This window comes from Streptomyces sp. NPDC058685 (assembly GCF_042714725.1).
In the GTDB taxonomy this organism is placed as follows: domain Bacteria; phylum Actinomycetota; class Actinomycetes; order Streptomycetales; family Streptomycetaceae; genus Streptomyces.
In genome coordinates this window covers 17,862-34,388 of the sequence record NZ_JBHXSL010000010.1, presented here as the reverse complement: position 1 = coordinate 34,388, position 16,527 = coordinate 17,862, and the positions used below count along the sequence as shown (strand labels likewise).

The window sequence follows — 16,527 nt, the reverse complement described above, 5'->3', positions numbered from 1 at the left end:
TGGAGTTCGGGTGTCAGTCGCCTTCAGGGAATCGGCCCTCGTCAAGGTCCTGCATGAAGCGGTCCAGACGCCTGGCCGCATCCGGGAGATCGTGCTTCGCCGCTGCCGTGACGACCAGCAGCTTCCGGGACAGCGCCATCCTTACGCCCTCCGGGACTTGCAGTGTGCGCACTCTTGTGTGCGCTTCTTTCAGCCGGGCCGCCACCGCCTCGTAGAGCTCGAGTTGGCTGTCACGGTCCATGCACCGATTGTGCCATCTGGGGCGAGTTGTCGCCCGGCAGGACCTCAACAGACGACTGCGCCCCCCACCGGACGGTGGGGGGCGCAGTCGGGGAAAAGCGCTGATCAGACCTGAATTGTGCGCGGCTTGAAGGCCGGCCTGGAGGCCTCGTAAGTGGAGATGTCCGCTTCGTTCTGAAGGGTGAGGCTGATGTCGTCCAGACCGTTCAGCAGTCGCCAGCGGGCGTTCTCGTCCAGCTCGAAGTCGGCGGTGATGCCTGCCGCACGCACCTGCCGCTGCTCCAAGTCAACAGTGATTTCGGCCTTCGGGTCCGTCTCGGCGAGCTCCCACAGCCGGTCGACCGTCTCCTGCGGCAGAACGACGGTCAGGAGCCCGTTCTTGAGCGAGTTGCCGCGGAAGATGTCGGCGAACCGCGAGGAGATGACCGCCTTGAAGCCGTAGTTCTGCAGGGCCCAGACGGCGTGTTCGCGGGAGGAGCCGGTGCCGAAGTCGGGGCCGGCGACCAGCACCGTGGCGCCCTGCCGCTCGGGCTGGTTGAGAACGAAGGACGCGTCCTTGCGCCACGCCTCGAAGAGCCCGTCCTCGAAGCCGTCGCGGGTGACCTTCTTCAGCCAGTGGGCCGGGATGATCTGGTCCGTGTCGACGTTGCTGCGCCGCAGCGGCACGGCCCGGCCGGTGTGTGTGGTGAAAGCTTCCATGGTTCTCAGACTCCTGCGGGGGTGGCGGCCGAGTCGGATGCGACCAGATCGGCCGGCGAGGCCAGATGGCCCAGTACCGCGGTGGCCGCGGCGACCTGGGGCGAGACCAGATGGGTGCGTCCGCCCTTGCCCTGCCTGCCCTCGAAGTTGCGGTTGGACGTCGACGCGGAGCGCTCGCCGGGCGCGAGTTGGTCGGGGTTCATGCCCAGACACATCGAGCAGCCGGCGTGCCGCCATTCGGCTCCCGCGCCGGTGAAGACCTTGTCCAGGCCCTCCTCGACGGCCTGGAGAGCGACCCGCACGGACCCGGGGACCACCAGCATCCGTACGCCGTCGGCGACTTTGCGGCCCTCCAGCAGGGACGCCGCCGAGCGCAGGTCCTCGATACGGCCGTTGGTGCAGGAGCCTACGAAGACGGTGTCGACCTTGATGTCGCGCAGCGGCTGCCCGGCGCTCAACCCCATGTACTCCAGGGCCTTTTCGGCGGCGAAGCGCTCCGAAGCGTCGTCGTACGAAGCCGGGTCGGGGACGTTGGCCGACAGGGGCGCGCCCTGGCCGGGGTTGGTGCCCCAGGTGACGAACGGCGCCAGTTCGGCGGCGTCGATGAAGACCTCCGCGTCGAATACGGCGTCGTCGTCGGTGCGCAGCGTCTTCCAGTACTCCACCGCGGCGTCCCAGTCCGCGCCCTGCGGGGCGTGGTCGCGGCCGCGCAGATAGTCGAAGGTGGTGGCGTCCGGGGCGATCATGCCCGCGCGGGCGCCCGCCTCGATCGACATGTTGCAGATGGTCATCCGGGCTTCCATCGAGAGCTTCTCGATGGCCGAGCCGCGGTATTCCAGGATGTAGCCCTGGCCGCCGCCGGTGCCGATCCGCGCGATGATCGCCAGAATGAGGTCCTTGGCGGTGACGTCGTCGGGCAGCTCGCCCTCGACCGTGATCGCCATGGTCCTCGGCCGGGCCAGCGGCAGCGTCTGGGTGGCCAGTACGTGCTCGACCTGGGAGGTGCCGATGCCGAAGGCCAGCGCGCCGAATGCGCCGTGGGTGGAGGTGTGCGAGTCGCCGCAGACGACGGTGGTGCCGGGCTGGGTCAGTCCCAGCTGGGGGCCCACGACGTGGACGACGCCCTGCTCGACGTCGCCCAGCGGATGCAGCCGTACGCCGAACTCCGCGCAGTTCTTGCGCAGCGTCTCCAACTGGGCACGGGAAACCGGGTCCGCGATGGGCTTGTCGATGTCGAGGGTCGGGGTGTTGTGATCCTCGGTGGCGATGGTGAGGTCGAGGCGGCGGACCTGCCGGCCGTTCTGACGGAGACCGTCGAAGGCCTGGGGGCTGGTCACCTCGTGCAGCAGGTGCAGATCGATGAAGAGGAGGTCGGGCTCGCCCTCGGCGCGCCGGACGACATGGTCGTCCCAGACCTTCTCCGCGAGTGTCCTACCCATCGCTTTCCCTCCGGCCGGCCCGGGGGCCGACACCACTAGAGATCTTGTCGCGGAACCCGTTGGTCTGCGGGCCGCCTCTACAGACTGGCGGGTTTCCAGGAAAATTGAACTTGCGTTTCACAGTGTGAGACGTGAATATCGTTGCATGGACAACTCTAGCGGCGTCGGCGTTCTCGACAAGGCAGCTCTGGTTCTGAGCGCTCTGGAGTCCGGTCCGGCCACCCTCGCCGGGCTGGTCGCGGCGACAGGGCTTGCACGGCCCACGGCACATCGCCTTGCCGTGGCACTGGAACACCACCGGATGGTGGCGAGGGACATGCAGGGCCGGTTCATCCTGGGCCCGCGGCTGGCGGAGCTCGCCGCAGCGGCGGGCGAGGACCGGCTGCTGGCCACGGCGGGGCCGGTGCTGACGCATCTGCGCGATGTGACCGGCGAGAGCGCGCAGCTCTACCGCCGGCAGGGAGACATGCGCATCTGCGTGGCGGCGGCCGAGCGGCTGTCCGGTCTGCGGGACACCGTGCCGGTCGGCTCCACGCTCACGATGAAGGCGGGGTCGTCGGCCCAGATCCTGATGGCCTGGGAGGAGCCTGAGCGGCTCCACCGCGGCCTTCAGGGCGCACGCTTCACGGCCACGGCCCTGTCCGGCGTACGACGCCGGGGCTGGGCCCAGTCGATCGGTGAGCGGGAGCCGGGCGTCGCCTCGGTCTCGGCACCGGTCCGCGGCCCCTCCAACCGCGTGGTCGCGGCCGTCTCGGTCTCCGGACCGATCGAGCGCCTGACCCGGCACCCGGGCCGCATGCACGCCCAGGCCGTCATCGACGCCGCCGGCCGCCTGAGCGAGGCCCTGCGCCGTACCGGCTGACACCTGCCGTCCGCACTGCTTCCGGGCCGGCCGCTCCGACGCCGCAGCGGCCGGCCCGCTCGTCTTCACCGCGTGCATCCCCGTGCACAACTCCCCGTTGCGCGGGCGCGAGTTGGCGAGGGACAGCCGCGGGACCAACTGACGTCACCAGGCGGCGAGTTCAGGAAACAGCGGCCAGGCCGACCCCGTCGGACAACGCGAAGAGGCCCTCCGCATGATGCGGAGGGCCTTTTTCGTTTGTACCCCCGACCGGATTCGAACCGGCGCTACCGCCTTGAGAGGGCGGCGTGCTAGGCCGCTACACAACGGGGGCCTTGCGGATGAGCTCCGCGAGCTGGCCTACCAGGACTCGAACCTAGAATGACGGTACCAGAAACCGTAGTGTTGCCAATTACACCATAGGCCATGGTGACTTACGTACCCCCGACCGGATTCGAACCGGCGCTACCGCCTTGAGAGGGCGGCGTGCTAGGCCGCTACACAACGGGGGCCCTAGCGATCCCACCCGGCGGGGCCGGGTGATGTCACTGCGCGGTCATCGGGAGCGACCCTGATGATCAGCAGGATGGATCTGTACCCCCGACCGGATTCGAACCGGCGCTACTGCCTTGAGAGGGCAGCGTGCTAGGCCGCTACACAACGGGGGCGATGCAGATGAGCTCTGCGAGCTGGCCTACCAGGACTCGAACCTAGACTAACGGAACCAGAAACCGTCGTGCTGCCAATTACACCATAGGCCATCAAAACTCAACCCCCGACCTGGGGGTTTTTGTTTGATTCGCACTGTCCGGGCGGGCCTTTCGGCCTTCTCGGGCGGCGCAGGAAGAACATTACCTGAAGGTGTCCGGCGCTCCAAAACGGGATTCCCCGCGCAGCAGGCCGGGAAGCTCCCCGAGGCCGGTGATCCGGATCAGCTCGGGGCGCCCTCCCGCACCGGTCCGGTCCAGCCAGACCGCGGCGAGCCCCGCATCGATCGCACCGCGGGCGTCGATGTCCGGCTGATCGCCGACGTAGAGCACCTGGTCGGGCGGCAGACCGAGCGCGTCGCAGCCGGCGTGGAAGGCCTCGGCGGCGGGTTTGGAGAACCCCAGCTCGGCGGCGCACAGCAGCGCCTCGAACCGGTCCCGCACACCCAGCACCCGCAGCTTGCGCTCCTGGTTGTGGAGCGAGGAGTTCGACAGGACCGCGTGCCGGTACTCCCCCGCCAGCAGGTCGAGGGCGGGCACGGCGTCCGGGAAGAGGGACCAGGCGGCCTCGTAGTGAACGATGTACCGGTCGAACCACGCGTCGGCCTCGGGATCGCTCAGGGGCAGCCCGGTGAACATCCGTACGCGATCACGCCGCTGCTCCTGCCACCCCACCTCCCCCGCGGAGAAGCGCGCCCAGTGCAGGGCGGTGACCTCGCGCCAACGGCCGAGGGCCTGGTCGACGGAGGAGTATCCGTCGGCCAGGCCCTCGGTCCTGAGGTGCCGCATCATGCCGGCGCGGTCGGCGCTGCAGTAGTCGAAGATCGTGTCGTCGATGTCCCAGAGGACCGCGCGGATCGGCATGGTCCGACCCTAGGCGGTGAGCTTCGCCAGCGCGGCGTCGATCCGGGCGAGCGTCTTCTCCCGGCCCAGGATCTCCAGCGATTCGAAGAGCGGCAGACCGACCGTGCGGCCGGTGACCGCGACACGGACCGGGGCCTGCGCCTTGCCGAGCTTGAGGCCGTGGGCCTCGCCCGCGGCCAGGACCGCTTCCTTGAGGGAGTCGGCGCTGCTCCAGTCCGCGGCCTCCAGCTTCTCGCGGGCCGTCCGCAGCAGCGCGTCCGAGCCCTCCTTCATCGCCTTGGTCCACGACGCCTCGTCCTCGACGGGGGCGTCCAGGAACAGGAAGTCGACGTTGGCGGTGATGTCGGAGAGCACCGTGACGCGGGTCTGCGCGTGCGGGGCGATCGCCTGCCAGCGGGACTCGTCGAACTGCTCCGGCGTCCAGGCCGCGTGCGGGGCCTGGAGCCAGGGGCGGCATGCCTCGGTGAACGCCTTCACGTCCAGCATGCGGATGTGGTCCGCGTTGATCGCCTCGGCCTTCTTCAGGTCGAAGCGCGCCGGGTTGGCGTTGACCTCGGAGATGTCGAACTTCTCCACCATCTCCGGGATGGAGAAGACGTCCTGGTCGGCCGAGAAGGACCAGCCGAGCAGCGAGAGATAGTTGAGCAGGCCCTCGGGCAGGAAGCCGCGCTCGCGGTAGAGGTTGAGGTTCGCCTGCGGGTCGCGCTTCGAGAGCTTCTTGTTGCCCTCGCCCATCACGTACGGCAGGTGGCCGAAGGCCGGGATCTGCTGGGCGATGCCCAGCTCGATCAGGGCCTTGTAGAGCGCGATCTGCCGCGGGGTGGAGGAGAGCAGGTCCTCGCCACGCAGGACGTGGGTGATCTCCATCAGCGCGTCGTCGATCGGGTTGACGAGCGTGTAGAGCGGGGCGCCGTTGGCCCGGACGATGCCGTAGTCCGGCACGTTGTCGGGCGTGAAGGTCAGTTCGCCGCGGACCAGGTCCGTGAAGGTGATCGGCTCGTCGGGCATCCGGAACCGGACGATGGCCGGCCGGCCCTCCTCCTTGTAGCGCGCGATGCGCTCGGCGGGGAGGTTGCGGCAGGTGCCGTCGTAGCCCGAGGGCTTGCCGGCGAGGCGGGCCGCGTCGCGGCGGGCCTCCAGCTCGACGGCGGTGCAGAAGCACTCGTAGGCGTAGCCGCCGGCCTGCAGCTTCTCGGCGATGTCGCGGTAGATGTCCATCCGCTGCGACTGACGGTAGGGCTCGTGCGGGCCGCCGGTCTCGGGGCCCTCGTCCCAGTCCAGACCGAGCCAGCGCATCGAGTCGAGCAGCTGGGTGTAGGACTCCTCCGAGTCGCGGGCCGCGTCCGTGTCCTCGATACGGAAGACCATGGTGCCGCCGTTGTGCCGGGCGAAGGCCCAGTTGAACAGGGCGGTGCGGACCAGCCCCACGTGGGGGTTGCCGGTCGGGGAGGGACAGAAACGTACGCGGACATTCGCGTTAGCCACGCTTGATCACCTTGTTGGCGAGAGTGCCGATACCTTGGATGGTGACGGCGACCTCGTCGCCGACGTTGAGGGGGCCGACCCCCGCGGGGGTGCCCGTGAGGATGACGTCGCCCGGGAGCAGCGTCATGGCCTCGGTGATGTTGACGACCAGGTCCTCGATGGAGTGGATCATCTGGCTCGTGCGGCCGAGCTGGCGCTGTTCTCCGTTGACCGTGCACTGGATGGCGAGGTCGTGGGGGTCGAGGTCCGTCTCCACCCAGGGGCCGAGCGGGCACGCGGTGTCGAAGCCCTTGGCCCTCGCCCACTGCTTCTCGCGCTTCTGCACATCGCGGGCGGTGACGTCGTTGGCGCAGGTGTAGCCGAGGATGACGTCCTTGACCCGCTCGCGCGGGACCTCGCGGCACAGCCGGCCGATCACGACGGCGAGTTCGGCCTCGTGGTGGAGCTCCTGGGAGAACGAGGGGTACGCGATGTCGTCGCCGGAGCCGATCACCGAGGTGGAGGGCTTGAAGAAGGCGAACGGCGCGTCGGGCACCTCGTGGCCGAGCTCTGCCGCGTGCTCCGCGTAGTTGCGGCCGAAGGCCACGACCTTGCTGGGGAGCACCGGCGGCAGCAGGCGGACCTTGCTCAGGGGGACCTTGGTGCCGGAGAGCTCGAACTCCGCGAACGGGATGCCCTTGATGATGTCGAGGACGAGGTCGTCCGGACTGTCGCCCTCGACCGCGCCGAAGGCGACATTCCCGTCGATGGAGAATCTGGCGATGCGCACGGGATGCGGAGGCCCCTCTACTACTTCTTACGCTGCTGGCGTCTGACGCTTCAGGCTAACGCGGTAGGGGGCTCCCGCCTCGCGCATTACGCTGCGGGGGCGTCCATCAGGACCGTACGGCGGGGGTTGGCCGTCTGCGTGGGAAGATCGAGCGAGTGCTCCTGCTGCTCCGGCGTCTGGAGTTCGTCCGCGTCCTTGAGGTGGGCGAGAGTGGTGCGCCGGGGGTTGGCTATGTTGCGGAACATCATCGTCTTCATCGGTGGTTTCAGCCCTTGTCGGCGTACGGCCGCTCGATGAGCGGCGGTTGACGGATTACCCATCCCTGTAAAGCGCCAGGCTAAACATCCAATTCCCCGAGGAGGGGCGCCCAAGTCCGCGATCTAGGTGTGAGTTTCCTCACCAGGGGACGGGCAATCCGGGCAATGCGGACTATGAATCGTCCAGAGTGAAACGGACATTGCATAGCTGAACCAGCCATTCCGCTCCTGATCATGGCGACTGGGGAGCCTTCACCCCCAGTCGAGTCGTAGAGGAATGCCCCTTTTTCTCCGGGAAAAGCTTCTACGTCTTGTGACGCGACGCTCACACCGTGTCATCCAGGTCACAGCCCGGTACGCGGCCCTTGTTGGAGATCCGGCACTGTGCTGGAATTCCACGCACCGCCGCGGCTTCAGGCCGGCGCGCAACGGGCGCAACGCAGCGCCGGGCAGCGGCGGAGAAGGGGGAGAAGCGCCGGTCACTCAACGACCAACAAAAGGGGCGCTGTCGCGCCCCTCACCGACGCCGACACCGTCCCGCCGCTCGCGGAGGGACGCCTGGTCCAGAGGTTGCGACGCTAGTGCAGGGACGTTTCAAGAGGGATGGCAGCGCTGCGGCGGAACAGGAGCCGCGCGGCGGGACCGACCGCGGCTCCTCGCCCCAGCACGCCCAGCACACCCACAAGGCAGATCCGGCATCCCCCGGCGACAGCGGTGACCGTGCCGCACGCTCCGGCGCGGCTTCGCCCGGAGGCGACGGCCCCAAGGCCCCGCCGAAGGCGAAGAGCCCGACGGACACCGGCTCACGAATAGCTCTGCGCAACTGGCGCATCAGCACGAGACTCGTCTCCCTGCTGACCCTGCCCGTCGTCGCGGCCACCACGCTGGGTGGACTCCGTATCAACGAGTCCATGGCGGACATGAAGCAGCTGGATCACATGCAGCTGCTCACCAACATGACCAAGCAGGCGACCGACCTCGCCCAGGCGCTCCAGGCGGAGCGTGACCTGACGGCCGGCCCGCTGGCGAACAACCCCGACGCGACCGACTTCAAGGTCACCGGTCCGCGCACGGTCACCGACCGCGCCCGGAAGTCCTTCCTCGAAGCCACCCGTGACATCCCCAACACGGACAAGGACGACGCGCTCGAGAGCATCCGGGCCAACGCGAACCAGATCGCCGTCCAGGTCAACAACCTCGGCTCCATCCGCGAGACGGCCTACCAGACCGGTCGCCCGCACTCCCTCACGGTCGAGAACTACCACCGGCTCATCGAGTCGCTGCTGAGCCTGTCGCAGGACATGGCGCAGGCCACCAGCAGCCCGGAGATGATCAAGCGCACCCGCGCGCTGGCGGCGTTCTCGTCCGCCAAGGAGTACGCCTCCATGCAGCGCGCGATCATCGCCGCCGCGCTTCCCGGCGGCAGCGGCTCCAAGGGCAAGGGCCTCGAGGACAACGACCGCCTCTACGGCAAGGCCGCTCTCGAGAACGGCGAGTCCTCGCTGGCCGCCTTCGAGTCGGTCTACGAGTCCTCCGGCGGCAACGCCCAGGAGCTCACCGACCCGCTGGACAACGGCAACCCGACCATCGAGGCCTCCGAGAAGTACGCCAAGCGCGTCCTCGACAACAGCAACGGTCTGGCCAGCCAGGACGAGCGCTCCTTCCTGGACTGGACCGACGACTACGGCGTCCGTATCCAGGCCATGCGTGTCATCGAGTCCACGCTGCTCGGCCAGATGGAGGCCAAGGCGCGTGAACTGCGCGAGGAGTCGCAGCGCGACGCGATCATCAACGGTGCGCTGATCCTGCTCGTCCTCGGCGTCTCGCTCGTCGGCGCCTTCGTCGTGGCGCGGTCCATGATCCGCTCGCTGCGCCGGCTCCAGGACACCGCGACCAAGGTCGCCCAGGACCGTCTGCCGGACCTGGTCAAGCAGCTCTCCGAGTCCGACCCGCAGGACGTGGACACCTCGGTCGAGTCCGTCGGTGTGCACTCCCGGGACGAGATCGGCAAGGTGGCCGCGGCCTTCGACGACGTGCACCGCGAGGCCGTCCGTCTGGCCGCCGAGCAGGCCCTCCTGCGAGGCAACGTCAACGCGATGTTCACCAACCTCTCGCGCCGTTCCCAGGGCCTCATCCAGCGTCAGCTCTCGCTCATCTCCGAACTGGAGTCCCGCGAGGCCGACCCGGACCAGCTGTCCTCCCTCTTCAAGCTGGACCACCTCGCGACCCGTATGCGCCGGAACGGCGAAAACCTCCTCGTCCTCGCGGGCGAGGAGCCGGGCCGCCGGTGGACCCGGCCGGTCCCGCTGGTCGACGTGCTCCGCGCCGCCGCCTCCGAGGTGGAGCAGTACGAGCGCATCGAACTGGCCGCGGTCCCGGCGACCGAGGTCGCCGGACGCGTCGTCAACGACCTCGTGCACCTCCTCGCGGAGCTGCTGGAGAACGCGACGTCGTTCTCCTCGCCGCAGACGAAGGTCCGCGTCACCGGTCACGCACTGCCCGACGGCCGCGTCCTGGTCGAGATCCACGACACCGGCATCGGCCTCTCCCCCGAGGACCTCGCCGCGATCAACGAGCGGCTGGCGTCGCCGCCCACCGTGGACGTCTCGGTCTCCCGCCGCATGGGTCTGTTCGTGGTCGGCCGCCTGTCCCTGCGACACGGCATCCGGATCCAGCTCCGCCCGTCCGACTCCGGCGGCACGACCGCACTGGTCATGCTGCCCGTCGACGTCGCCCACGGCGGCAAGAAGGCTCCCGGCTCCCCCGGCGGTCCGGGCAACGGCCAGGGTGCCGTTCCCCCGGGTCCCGGCGGTCCCGCGGGTCTCGGCGGGCGCCCGGGCGGCGGTCCCGGTGGCGCGGGCGGCGGCAGCCGTCCCGGCCTCGGCGGCGGCCCCGGCGGTGCCGGTGCTCCCACGGGCGGCCGGATCGGCACGGGCGCTCCGCGCGGTCAGGTCGGGGCCGGTTCGGCTCCGCGTGCCGCGCTTCCCGGTCGCGACGGCGGTCCCGGCCAGGGTCAGCCCGGCCAGGGCCGGCAGGGCGGCGGCCTCGCCGGCGCCTTCGGCTCGGGTGCCGGCCGTGGCGCGCAGAACGCCCCGGCCCGCGGCGAATCCCGCTCGGAGGGCTTCTCTCAGGGTTCCGGCGACCGCGGCAAGCAGCTGCCCGGCGGTCCGCGTGCCGAACTCCCCGGTGCCGGTGGCCCGCAGCGTCCGCCGTCCACCAGCTGGGGCAGCGAGCAGCCGCCCGCGCGCAACCAGCGTCCGGCCGACGCGCCGCGCGGTCACGAGGACAACGACCGCGGCGCAGCCGCCACGGCGGAGTTCGCACGTCCCGACTTCAACGCTCCTCCGCCGCAGCGCGGTTCGGGTTCCGGCTCGTCCACCGGGCAGTTCGTCCGCCCGGACGTGTTCGGCCCGACCTCTCCGGCCGGCCAGACGCCCGGTGGCGGTTTCCAGCCGCCGCGCAACGGCTCGCAGGGCGGCCCGTCCCAGGACCCCGCGTCCACCGGGCAGTTCGCCCGTCCCGACCTCGGGGCTCCCCAGCCGCCCGCTCCGGGCCGTGCTCCGGCACCGCGCCGCGAGAGCGCCCAGAACGGCGACTACGGCGCGCGCCGGCCGAACGCCCTGCCGCCGCAGCCGCAGCCCGAGGCGCTGCCGCCCGCGACCGGTCCCGGCGACGGCCGTACGCCGCTGTACGACACGCTCGAGACGAACTGGTTCCACGGCGGCCCGCAGGGCCGGTCCGAGGAGCAGGAGCCGTCCCGGCCCGCGTCGCCCGCCCCCGTTCCGCAGCAGTCCGCGGAGCGCCCCGCCCCGCCGATGCCGCAGCGCACCCCTGCCGCGGCACCGCACAATGGGCAGAGCACCAACGGTGGCGGCTGGCGCTCCTCCCCCAATGACGAGCTGGTGCGCCAGGCCGAGCGGGTCAGGAAGCCCGCGGCCGGCGGCGTCACCACATCAGGTCTGCCCCGTCGGGTCCCGCGAGCCAATCTCGTCGCGGGAACCGCGCAGGAACAGAACACCCAAACAGGTCCGCAGGTCTCGCGTGCGCCGAACGACGTACGCGGCCGGCTGACCAACCTCCGTCGTGGCATTCAGCAGGGCCGTCAGCAGAACTCGACGACCGGCAGCTTCAACCTCGGCCCCACTCACCAGCAGGAGCGATAGTTGAGCCCGATGAGCCAGGCGGCGCAAAATCTGAACTGGTTGATCACCAATTTCGTGGACAACACCCCTGGGGTGTCGCACACGGTGGTGGTCTCCGCCGACGGTCTTCTGCTGGCGATGTCCGAAGGGTTTCCCCGTGACCGCGCCGATCAGCTGGCGGCTGTCGCATCCGGCCTGACCTCGCTGACCGCGGGGGCGTCCCGGATCTTCGAAGGGGGACCCGTCAGCCAGACGGTTGTCGAGATGGAACGGGGGTTCCTCTTCCTGATGTCCGTCTCCGACGGTTCGTCGCTGGCCGTGCTCGCACACCCCGAGTGCGACATCGGCCTCGTCGGCTACGAGATGGCCCTTCTCGTCGACCGCGCGGGCAGCGTCCTCACACCGGACCTGCGCGCCGAGCTTCAGGGAAGCCTCCTGCACTGAGCCGTGCCCCACACACGGCTCCGCAGGCAAGCGCCAACGCACCAACCCGTCAGGTCGCTCTTTTGCCCCCCACCGGCCCACTCAGACGGCACGCCGACCACTTGCTGTCCCGCCCGGAGGACTCATGACCCCGCCAACCGCCTCTCACGATCCGTACGGAGCGTCGGCAGACGCCTACGGACTGGAGGGCGACCAGCCGCTGGTACGTCCGTATGCGATGACCGGCGGCCGGACCCGGCCGCGGTACCAGCTCGCCATCGAGGCGCTGGTGTCCACCACGGCCGATCCGGCGCTCCTTGCCGGACTGCTTCCCGAGCACCAGCGGATCTGCCACCTCTGCCGTGAGGTCAAGTCGGTGGCCGAGGTGTCGGCGCTGCTGTCCATGCCGCTCGGTGTCGCACGGATTCTGGTGGCGGACCTGGCGGAGGCGGGCATGGTGGCGATCCACCAGCCGGGCAACGGAGAGGCCGGCGGCACGCCGGATGTGACACTGCTCGAAAGGGTGCTCAGTGGACTTCGCAAGCTCTAGCGGCGGTGCAGCCCGATCGACCACCAGCGCGAAGATCGTGGTGGCGGGCGGATTCGGCGTGGGCAAGACCACGTTCGTCGGCGCCGTCTCGGAGATCAACCCGCTGCGTACCGAAGCCGTCATGACCTCAGCCTCGGCCGGCATCGACGACCTCACACACACCGGGGACAAGACGACGACAACCGTCGCCATGGACTTCGGCCGCATCACCCTCGACCAGGACCTGATCCTCTACCTGTTCGGCACCCCCGGACAGGACCGCTTCTGGTTCATGTGGGACGACCTCGTACGCGGCGCCATCGGCGCCGTCGTCCTCGTCGACACCCGCCGCCTCGCCGACTGCTTCCCCGCCGTCGACTACTTCGAAAACAGCGGCCTCCCGTTCGTCATCGCCCTCAACGGCTTCGACGGACACCAGCCCTACAACCCCGAAGAAGTCCGCGAAGCACTCCAGATCGGCCCCGACACCCCGATCATCACCACCGACGCCCGCCACCGCGCAGACGCCAAGAGTGCCCTGATCACACTGGTCGAACACGCCCTGATGGCCCGACTCAAGTAGACGGCGACATACGGCACTTGTCGTAGTTGTGACGGGGCGGGCTGTGTCCTTTGACACGGCCCGCCCCCGTGTTCATAACGTTTCGACAGAGAATTCCAGCGGTCCGGACACCCGGTGCGTTCGGCCGGTACCACTGCGCTCACCTTTGCCTCGCCTTTTGGCGTCCCTCGCTCTTTATGCCCGTTTTATCTGTGGTCGCCACTACACGGAATGGCTGATTCCAACTGTTTGGAACGGACCCACCCCGCATGCTGAAATTCGATGAACTCCCTAGTAGTACGGCTCCAAACGAAATACGGCACAGCGTTGGTGCCGACGCCGAGAGGTTGTTGGTCGAGTGAGGCGAAGCATGACGAGCTCCGCACAGCAGCAGGCGCGGGGCAACTTCACCCCGCCGCCGCGCACAGTGGTGTCGCCTGCGGACGAGCCGGCGCCCACGCCGCCGCCCGGTGGCAGCTCCAGCCGGCTTTCCCCGCGCAACTGGCGAGTTCCGACGCGCCTGAACGCGATTCTCCTCATACCCGTGCTCGTAGGCCTGGTCATGGGCGGTTTCCAGGTCAAGAGCTCGATCGACACCTGGAACGAGGCCCAGGACGCCGAGAAGACGGCCCTCATCGTGCGCGCCGCCGCGGAGTACGGCCAGGCACTGCTCAACGAGCGCGACATGACCGCCGTGCCGCTGCTGACGGCCACCTCCCCGGAGGCCCGCACCAGCGACGAGGTGACCAAGTGGTACGACACGACGGACGCGGCGAAGCAGAAGTTCGACAGCGCCGTCCAGGACATGCCTGACAAGCAGGGCCTGGAGCGCCGTCTGGCACTGTTCCGCAACGAGGAGCCGGGGCTGGAAGCCCTGCGCAAGATCGCGTACTCCAGCGGTATCGAGGCCAAGTCGGCGGTCGGCACCGAAGAGGGTTACGTCAAGATCCAGCACTCGCTGATGGAGTTCGCGAACGAGCTGGGTCTCGGCACCGGCAACGTCACCAGCTACGGCCGTACCGTCTACGCCATCCAGCTCGCCAAGGCGGCCGGGTCTCTCCAGCGTTCCATCGGTACGCACCTCCTGGTGCGGCCCAGCAAGGACGAGACGATCTTCGCCAAGCAGACCGTGGCGTTCAACTCGTACAACTACCTCGAGCAGATCGCCCTCGGTGAGTACGTCTCCGGCGGTACGCAGGCCGACGCGGACAAGCTCAAGGCGGTCATGGCCGAGAAGGCCGCGAACGGCGCGAAGCAGCTCCAGGCCGCCGGCCTCAGCCCGCAGCCGGGCCCCGACGGTTCCGTCCTCACGGGCATGGCCCTCAAGATCGGCACCGGCGCCAAGCCCTCCACGCTGGCGGCTCAGGACATCACGCCGCGGACGTGGATGGGCGCCTCCACCGCCAAGTTCGACGGATACACCGAGGTCGAGAACGAGCTCGTCGACAAGGCGGTGAACGAGGCCGCGACCATCTCCGACAACGCCCGGAACGACGCCATCCTCAACGGCGCCATCGTCGTGCTGGCCCTGCTCACGGCGTTCATCCTGGCCGGCCTCATGGCACGCCAGATGAGCCGCTCGATGCGCCAGCTGCGCACCGCCGCCTTCGGCATCGCCGAGCAGCGTCTGCCGATGCTGGTCGACCAGCTCTCGCGTACCGAGCCGGGCCGCGTCGACACCCGGGTGCAGCCCATCCCCATCGACACCCAGGACGAGATCGGCGAAGTCGCCCGCGCCTTCGACCAGGTCCACCGTGAGGCCGTCCGGCTCGCCGCCGAGCAGGCCATGCTCCGTGGCAACGTCAACGCGATCTTCACCAACCTGTCGCGCCGCAACCAGTCGCTCATCGAGGGTCAGCTGACCCTGATCACCGACCTGGAGAACAACGAGGCCGACCCGGACCAGCTGGAGAACCTCTTCAAGCTGGACCACCTCGCGACCCGTATGCGCCGTAACGGCGAGAACCTCCTGGTCCTCGCCGGCGAGGAGCCCGGCCGCCGCTGGAACCAGCCGGTCCCGCTGGTCGACGTGCTCCGCGCCGCCTCCTCCGAGGTGGAGTCCTACGAGCGCATCGAGCTGACCGGCGTGCCCGAGACGGAGATCCACGGCCAGTCCGTGACCGACCTCGTGCACCTGCTGGCCGAGCTGCTGGAGAACGCCACGACGTTCTCCTCGCCGCAGACCAAGGTCCGGGTGACGGCCACCAGGCTTCCCGACGGCCGTGTCATGATCGAGATCCACGACAAGGGCATCGGCCTGACCGCCGAGGACTTCGCCGACATCAACCACAAGCTGGCCAACCCGCCGACGGTGGACGCCGCCGTCTCGCAGCGCATGGGCCTCTTCGTGGTCGGCCGCCTCGCCGACCGGCACGGCATCCGCGTCCAGCTGCGCCCCTCCGGCGAGCAGGCCGGCACCACCTCGCTGGTCATGCTCCCGGACGCCATCACCCACGGTGGCGGTGGCGAGCCCCTGCCCGAGGACGACTTCACGGTCTCCCAGATCATCCCGGAGCAGTCCTCCTTCGAGCACGCTCCCATGCTCACCGCGGCGGAGCTCGGCTTCGACGACTCCCGCTACGAGGAGCCGGAGGGCGCCCAGCTCGACCCGGTGAACCGCTCGCTGATGCGCGAGGAGCGCCGTGCGGCGCTGGAGGCCCAGGCACACGGTGAGCGGCCGTACGGCCAGGAGCAGGACTACTCGCAGGAGCAGGGCTACGGCCAGGACCAGGGTTACGCCCAGGGCCAGCAGCAGTACGCCCCCGACTACGGTCAGGACTACCCGGAGCAGGGCTACGCCCAGGACCAGTCCCAGCAGGGGTACGACAACTACCCCGCGGTCAACGGCTACCCCGAGCACCAGGACCGTCAGGAGCAGCCCGAAACCAACTATGCGGAAGCCGGTTACCAGGCTTCGCAGGGTTCCGAGCAGCAGTACGACGGGCAGTACGACACCCAGCCCCACCAGGGCGAGTGGCCGGATCAGAGCGCCTACCAGGGTGCTTATGAGCCGGAGTACCGGCAGGAATCGGAATCTGCGCCGAGCGCCCCCACGGCGGCTCCCGAGCGCGTAGGCTTCGACCGTCCGGGACCCTCTCCGAGCAACAGCCACGCGCTGACCGACGCCGGTCTGCCGCGGCGCGGCGGCTCCCAGCCGTCACAGCCGCAGCAGCAGCCCGAACAGCAGTGGCAGCAGCCCGCAGAGCAGCCTCGACAGGCTCCGCAGAACAGTCAGCCCGAGTCGGCAGGCGGCAGCACCGGCACCGTCGACACCACGGACTGGCGCTCGACCAACGACGAGCGCTGGCAGCGGGCGGAGAAGCTCCGTGAGCCGAAGGCCGGCGGAGTGACCTCCTCCGGACTTCCGCGGCGGGTGCCCAAGGCGAACCTCATCGAGGGCACCGCGGAGCAGACCCAGCAGCGGGGCCCCCAGGTTTCCCGCGCCCCTGAGGACGTGCGGGGCAGGTTGAGCAACCTGCGGCGCGGTGTCCAGCAGGGACGCAGCGCGGGATCGGACACGAACGGATCGGGCTTCGGCCCGGGCAGTACCTACAACCAGGAGCGTTAGTG

13 protein-coding genes and 5 tRNA genes are annotated in these 16,527 nt (G+C 69.3%); 6 read left to right on the top strand and 12 right to left on the bottom strand.

Features of this window, described 5'->3' with window-relative positions; genetic code table 11:
* Positions 1-13: 13 nt before the first annotated feature.
* From ACFWU3_RS11960 to leuC, 3 genes are all read right to left on the bottom strand, one after another.
* Complete coding sequence (locus tag ACFWU3_RS11960; protein ID WP_313943879.1) at positions 14-241, bottom strand: hypothetical protein; 228 nt, start codon at positions 239-241, stop codon at positions 14-16.
* Positions 242-345: 104 nt separating this feature from the next.
* Positions 346-939 carry a 3-isopropylmalate dehydratase small subunit gene (leuD, locus tag ACFWU3_RS11955; RefSeq protein WP_384434864.1) on the bottom strand — a complete coding sequence of 198 codons (594 nt, stop codon included), beginning with the start codon at positions 937-939 and terminating at the stop codon, positions 346-348.
* A 5-nt stretch (positions 940-944) separates the two neighbouring features.
* On the bottom strand, positions 945-2,378 hold the full coding sequence (leuC, locus tag ACFWU3_RS11950; RefSeq protein WP_384434861.1) for a 3-isopropylmalate dehydratase large subunit: 1,434 nt from the start codon (positions 2,376-2,378) through the stop codon (positions 945-947).
* 145 nt (positions 2,379-2,523) lie between these two features.
* On the opposite strand from leuC, the gene ndgR reads away from it, so the two are divergent.
* On the top strand, positions 2,524-3,240 hold the full coding sequence (ndgR, locus tag ACFWU3_RS11945; protein ID WP_010984119.1) for an IclR family transcriptional regulator NdgR: 717 nt from the start codon (positions 2,524-2,526) through the stop codon (positions 3,238-3,240).
* A 240-nt stretch (positions 3,241-3,480) separates the two neighbouring features.
* Here the strand turns inward: ndgR and ACFWU3_RS11940 are convergent.
* The 9 genes from ACFWU3_RS11940 to ACFWU3_RS11900 all read right to left on the bottom strand — a co-directional run bounded on the left by ACFWU3_RS11940 (position 3,481) and on the right by ACFWU3_RS11900 (position 7,301).
* A tRNA-Glu gene (locus tag ACFWU3_RS11940) sits at positions 3,481-3,553 on the bottom strand.
* 21 nt (positions 3,554-3,574) lie between these two features.
* Positions 3,575-3,646, bottom strand: a tRNA-Gln gene (locus ACFWU3_RS11935).
* Positions 3,647-3,658: 12 nt separating this feature from the next.
* A tRNA-Glu gene (locus tag ACFWU3_RS11930) sits at positions 3,659-3,731 on the bottom strand.
* Between the two features lie 83 nt (positions 3,732-3,814).
* A tRNA-Glu gene (locus ACFWU3_RS11925) sits at positions 3,815-3,887 on the bottom strand.
* Positions 3,888-3,908: 21 nt separating this feature from the next.
* Positions 3,909-3,980: transfer RNA gene (locus tag ACFWU3_RS11920), tRNA-Gln, on the bottom strand.
* A 90-nt stretch (positions 3,981-4,070) separates the two neighbouring features.
* The gene (locus ACFWU3_RS11915; protein ID WP_384434857.1) at positions 4,071-4,790 is read right to left on the bottom strand and encodes an HAD family hydrolase; all 720 of its coding nucleotides are present in this window, start codon (positions 4,788-4,790) and stop codon (positions 4,071-4,073) included.
* 9 nt (positions 4,791-4,799) lie between these two features.
* Positions 4,800-6,275, bottom strand: a complete 1,476-nt coding sequence (gene gltX, locus ACFWU3_RS11910) for a glutamate--tRNA ligase (protein ID WP_384434854.1) — start codon at positions 6,273-6,275, stop codon at positions 4,800-4,802.
* Positions 6,268-7,044, bottom strand: coding sequence for a fumarylacetoacetate hydrolase family protein (locus ACFWU3_RS11905; RefSeq protein WP_384434852.1), 777 nt, complete (start codon positions 7,042-7,044; stop codon positions 6,268-6,270). The genes gltX and ACFWU3_RS11905 overlap by 8 nt, the downstream gene beginning before the upstream one ends.
* Before the next feature lie 86 nt (positions 7,045-7,130).
* Positions 7,131-7,301: a hypothetical protein gene (locus ACFWU3_RS11900; protein ID WP_313943885.1), complete on the bottom strand. Its 171-nt coding sequence runs from the start codon at positions 7,299-7,301 to the stop codon at positions 7,131-7,133.
* A gap of 581 nt (positions 7,302-7,882) precedes the next feature.
* Between ACFWU3_RS11900 and ACFWU3_RS11895 the strand changes: the two genes are divergently transcribed.
* The 5 genes from ACFWU3_RS11895 (at position 7,883) to ACFWU3_RS11875 (ending at position 16,525) form a co-directional block, all read left to right on the top strand.
* Positions 7,883-11,464 carry a nitrate- and nitrite sensing domain-containing protein gene (locus tag ACFWU3_RS11895; RefSeq protein WP_384434848.1) on the top strand — a complete coding sequence of 1,194 codons (3,582 nt, stop codon included), beginning with the start codon at positions 7,883-7,885 and terminating at the stop codon, positions 11,462-11,464.
* A gap of 9 nt (positions 11,465-11,473) precedes the next feature.
* On the top strand, positions 11,474-11,887 hold the full coding sequence (locus ACFWU3_RS11890; protein ID WP_142214992.1) for a roadblock/LC7 domain-containing protein: 414 nt from the start codon (positions 11,474-11,476) through the stop codon (positions 11,885-11,887).
* A 124-nt stretch (positions 11,888-12,011) separates the two neighbouring features.
* On the top strand, positions 12,012-12,416 hold the full coding sequence (locus tag ACFWU3_RS11885) for a DUF742 domain-containing protein (RefSeq protein ID WP_313943887.1): 405 nt from the start codon (positions 12,012-12,014) through the stop codon (positions 12,414-12,416).
* On the top strand, positions 12,397-12,978 hold the full coding sequence (locus ACFWU3_RS11880) for an ATP/GTP-binding protein (RefSeq protein ID WP_159686641.1): 582 nt from the start codon (positions 12,397-12,399) through the stop codon (positions 12,976-12,978). Before ACFWU3_RS11885 ends, ACFWU3_RS11880 begins: the two co-directional genes overlap by 20 nt.
* A gap of 337 nt (positions 12,979-13,315) precedes the next feature.
* A complete protein-coding gene (locus ACFWU3_RS11875) occupies positions 13,316-16,525 on the top strand; it encodes a nitrate- and nitrite sensing domain-containing protein (RefSeq protein ID WP_384434843.1) in 3,210 nt (1,069 codons plus the stop codon).
* The last annotated feature ends 2 nt before the right edge of the window (positions 16,526-16,527 follow it).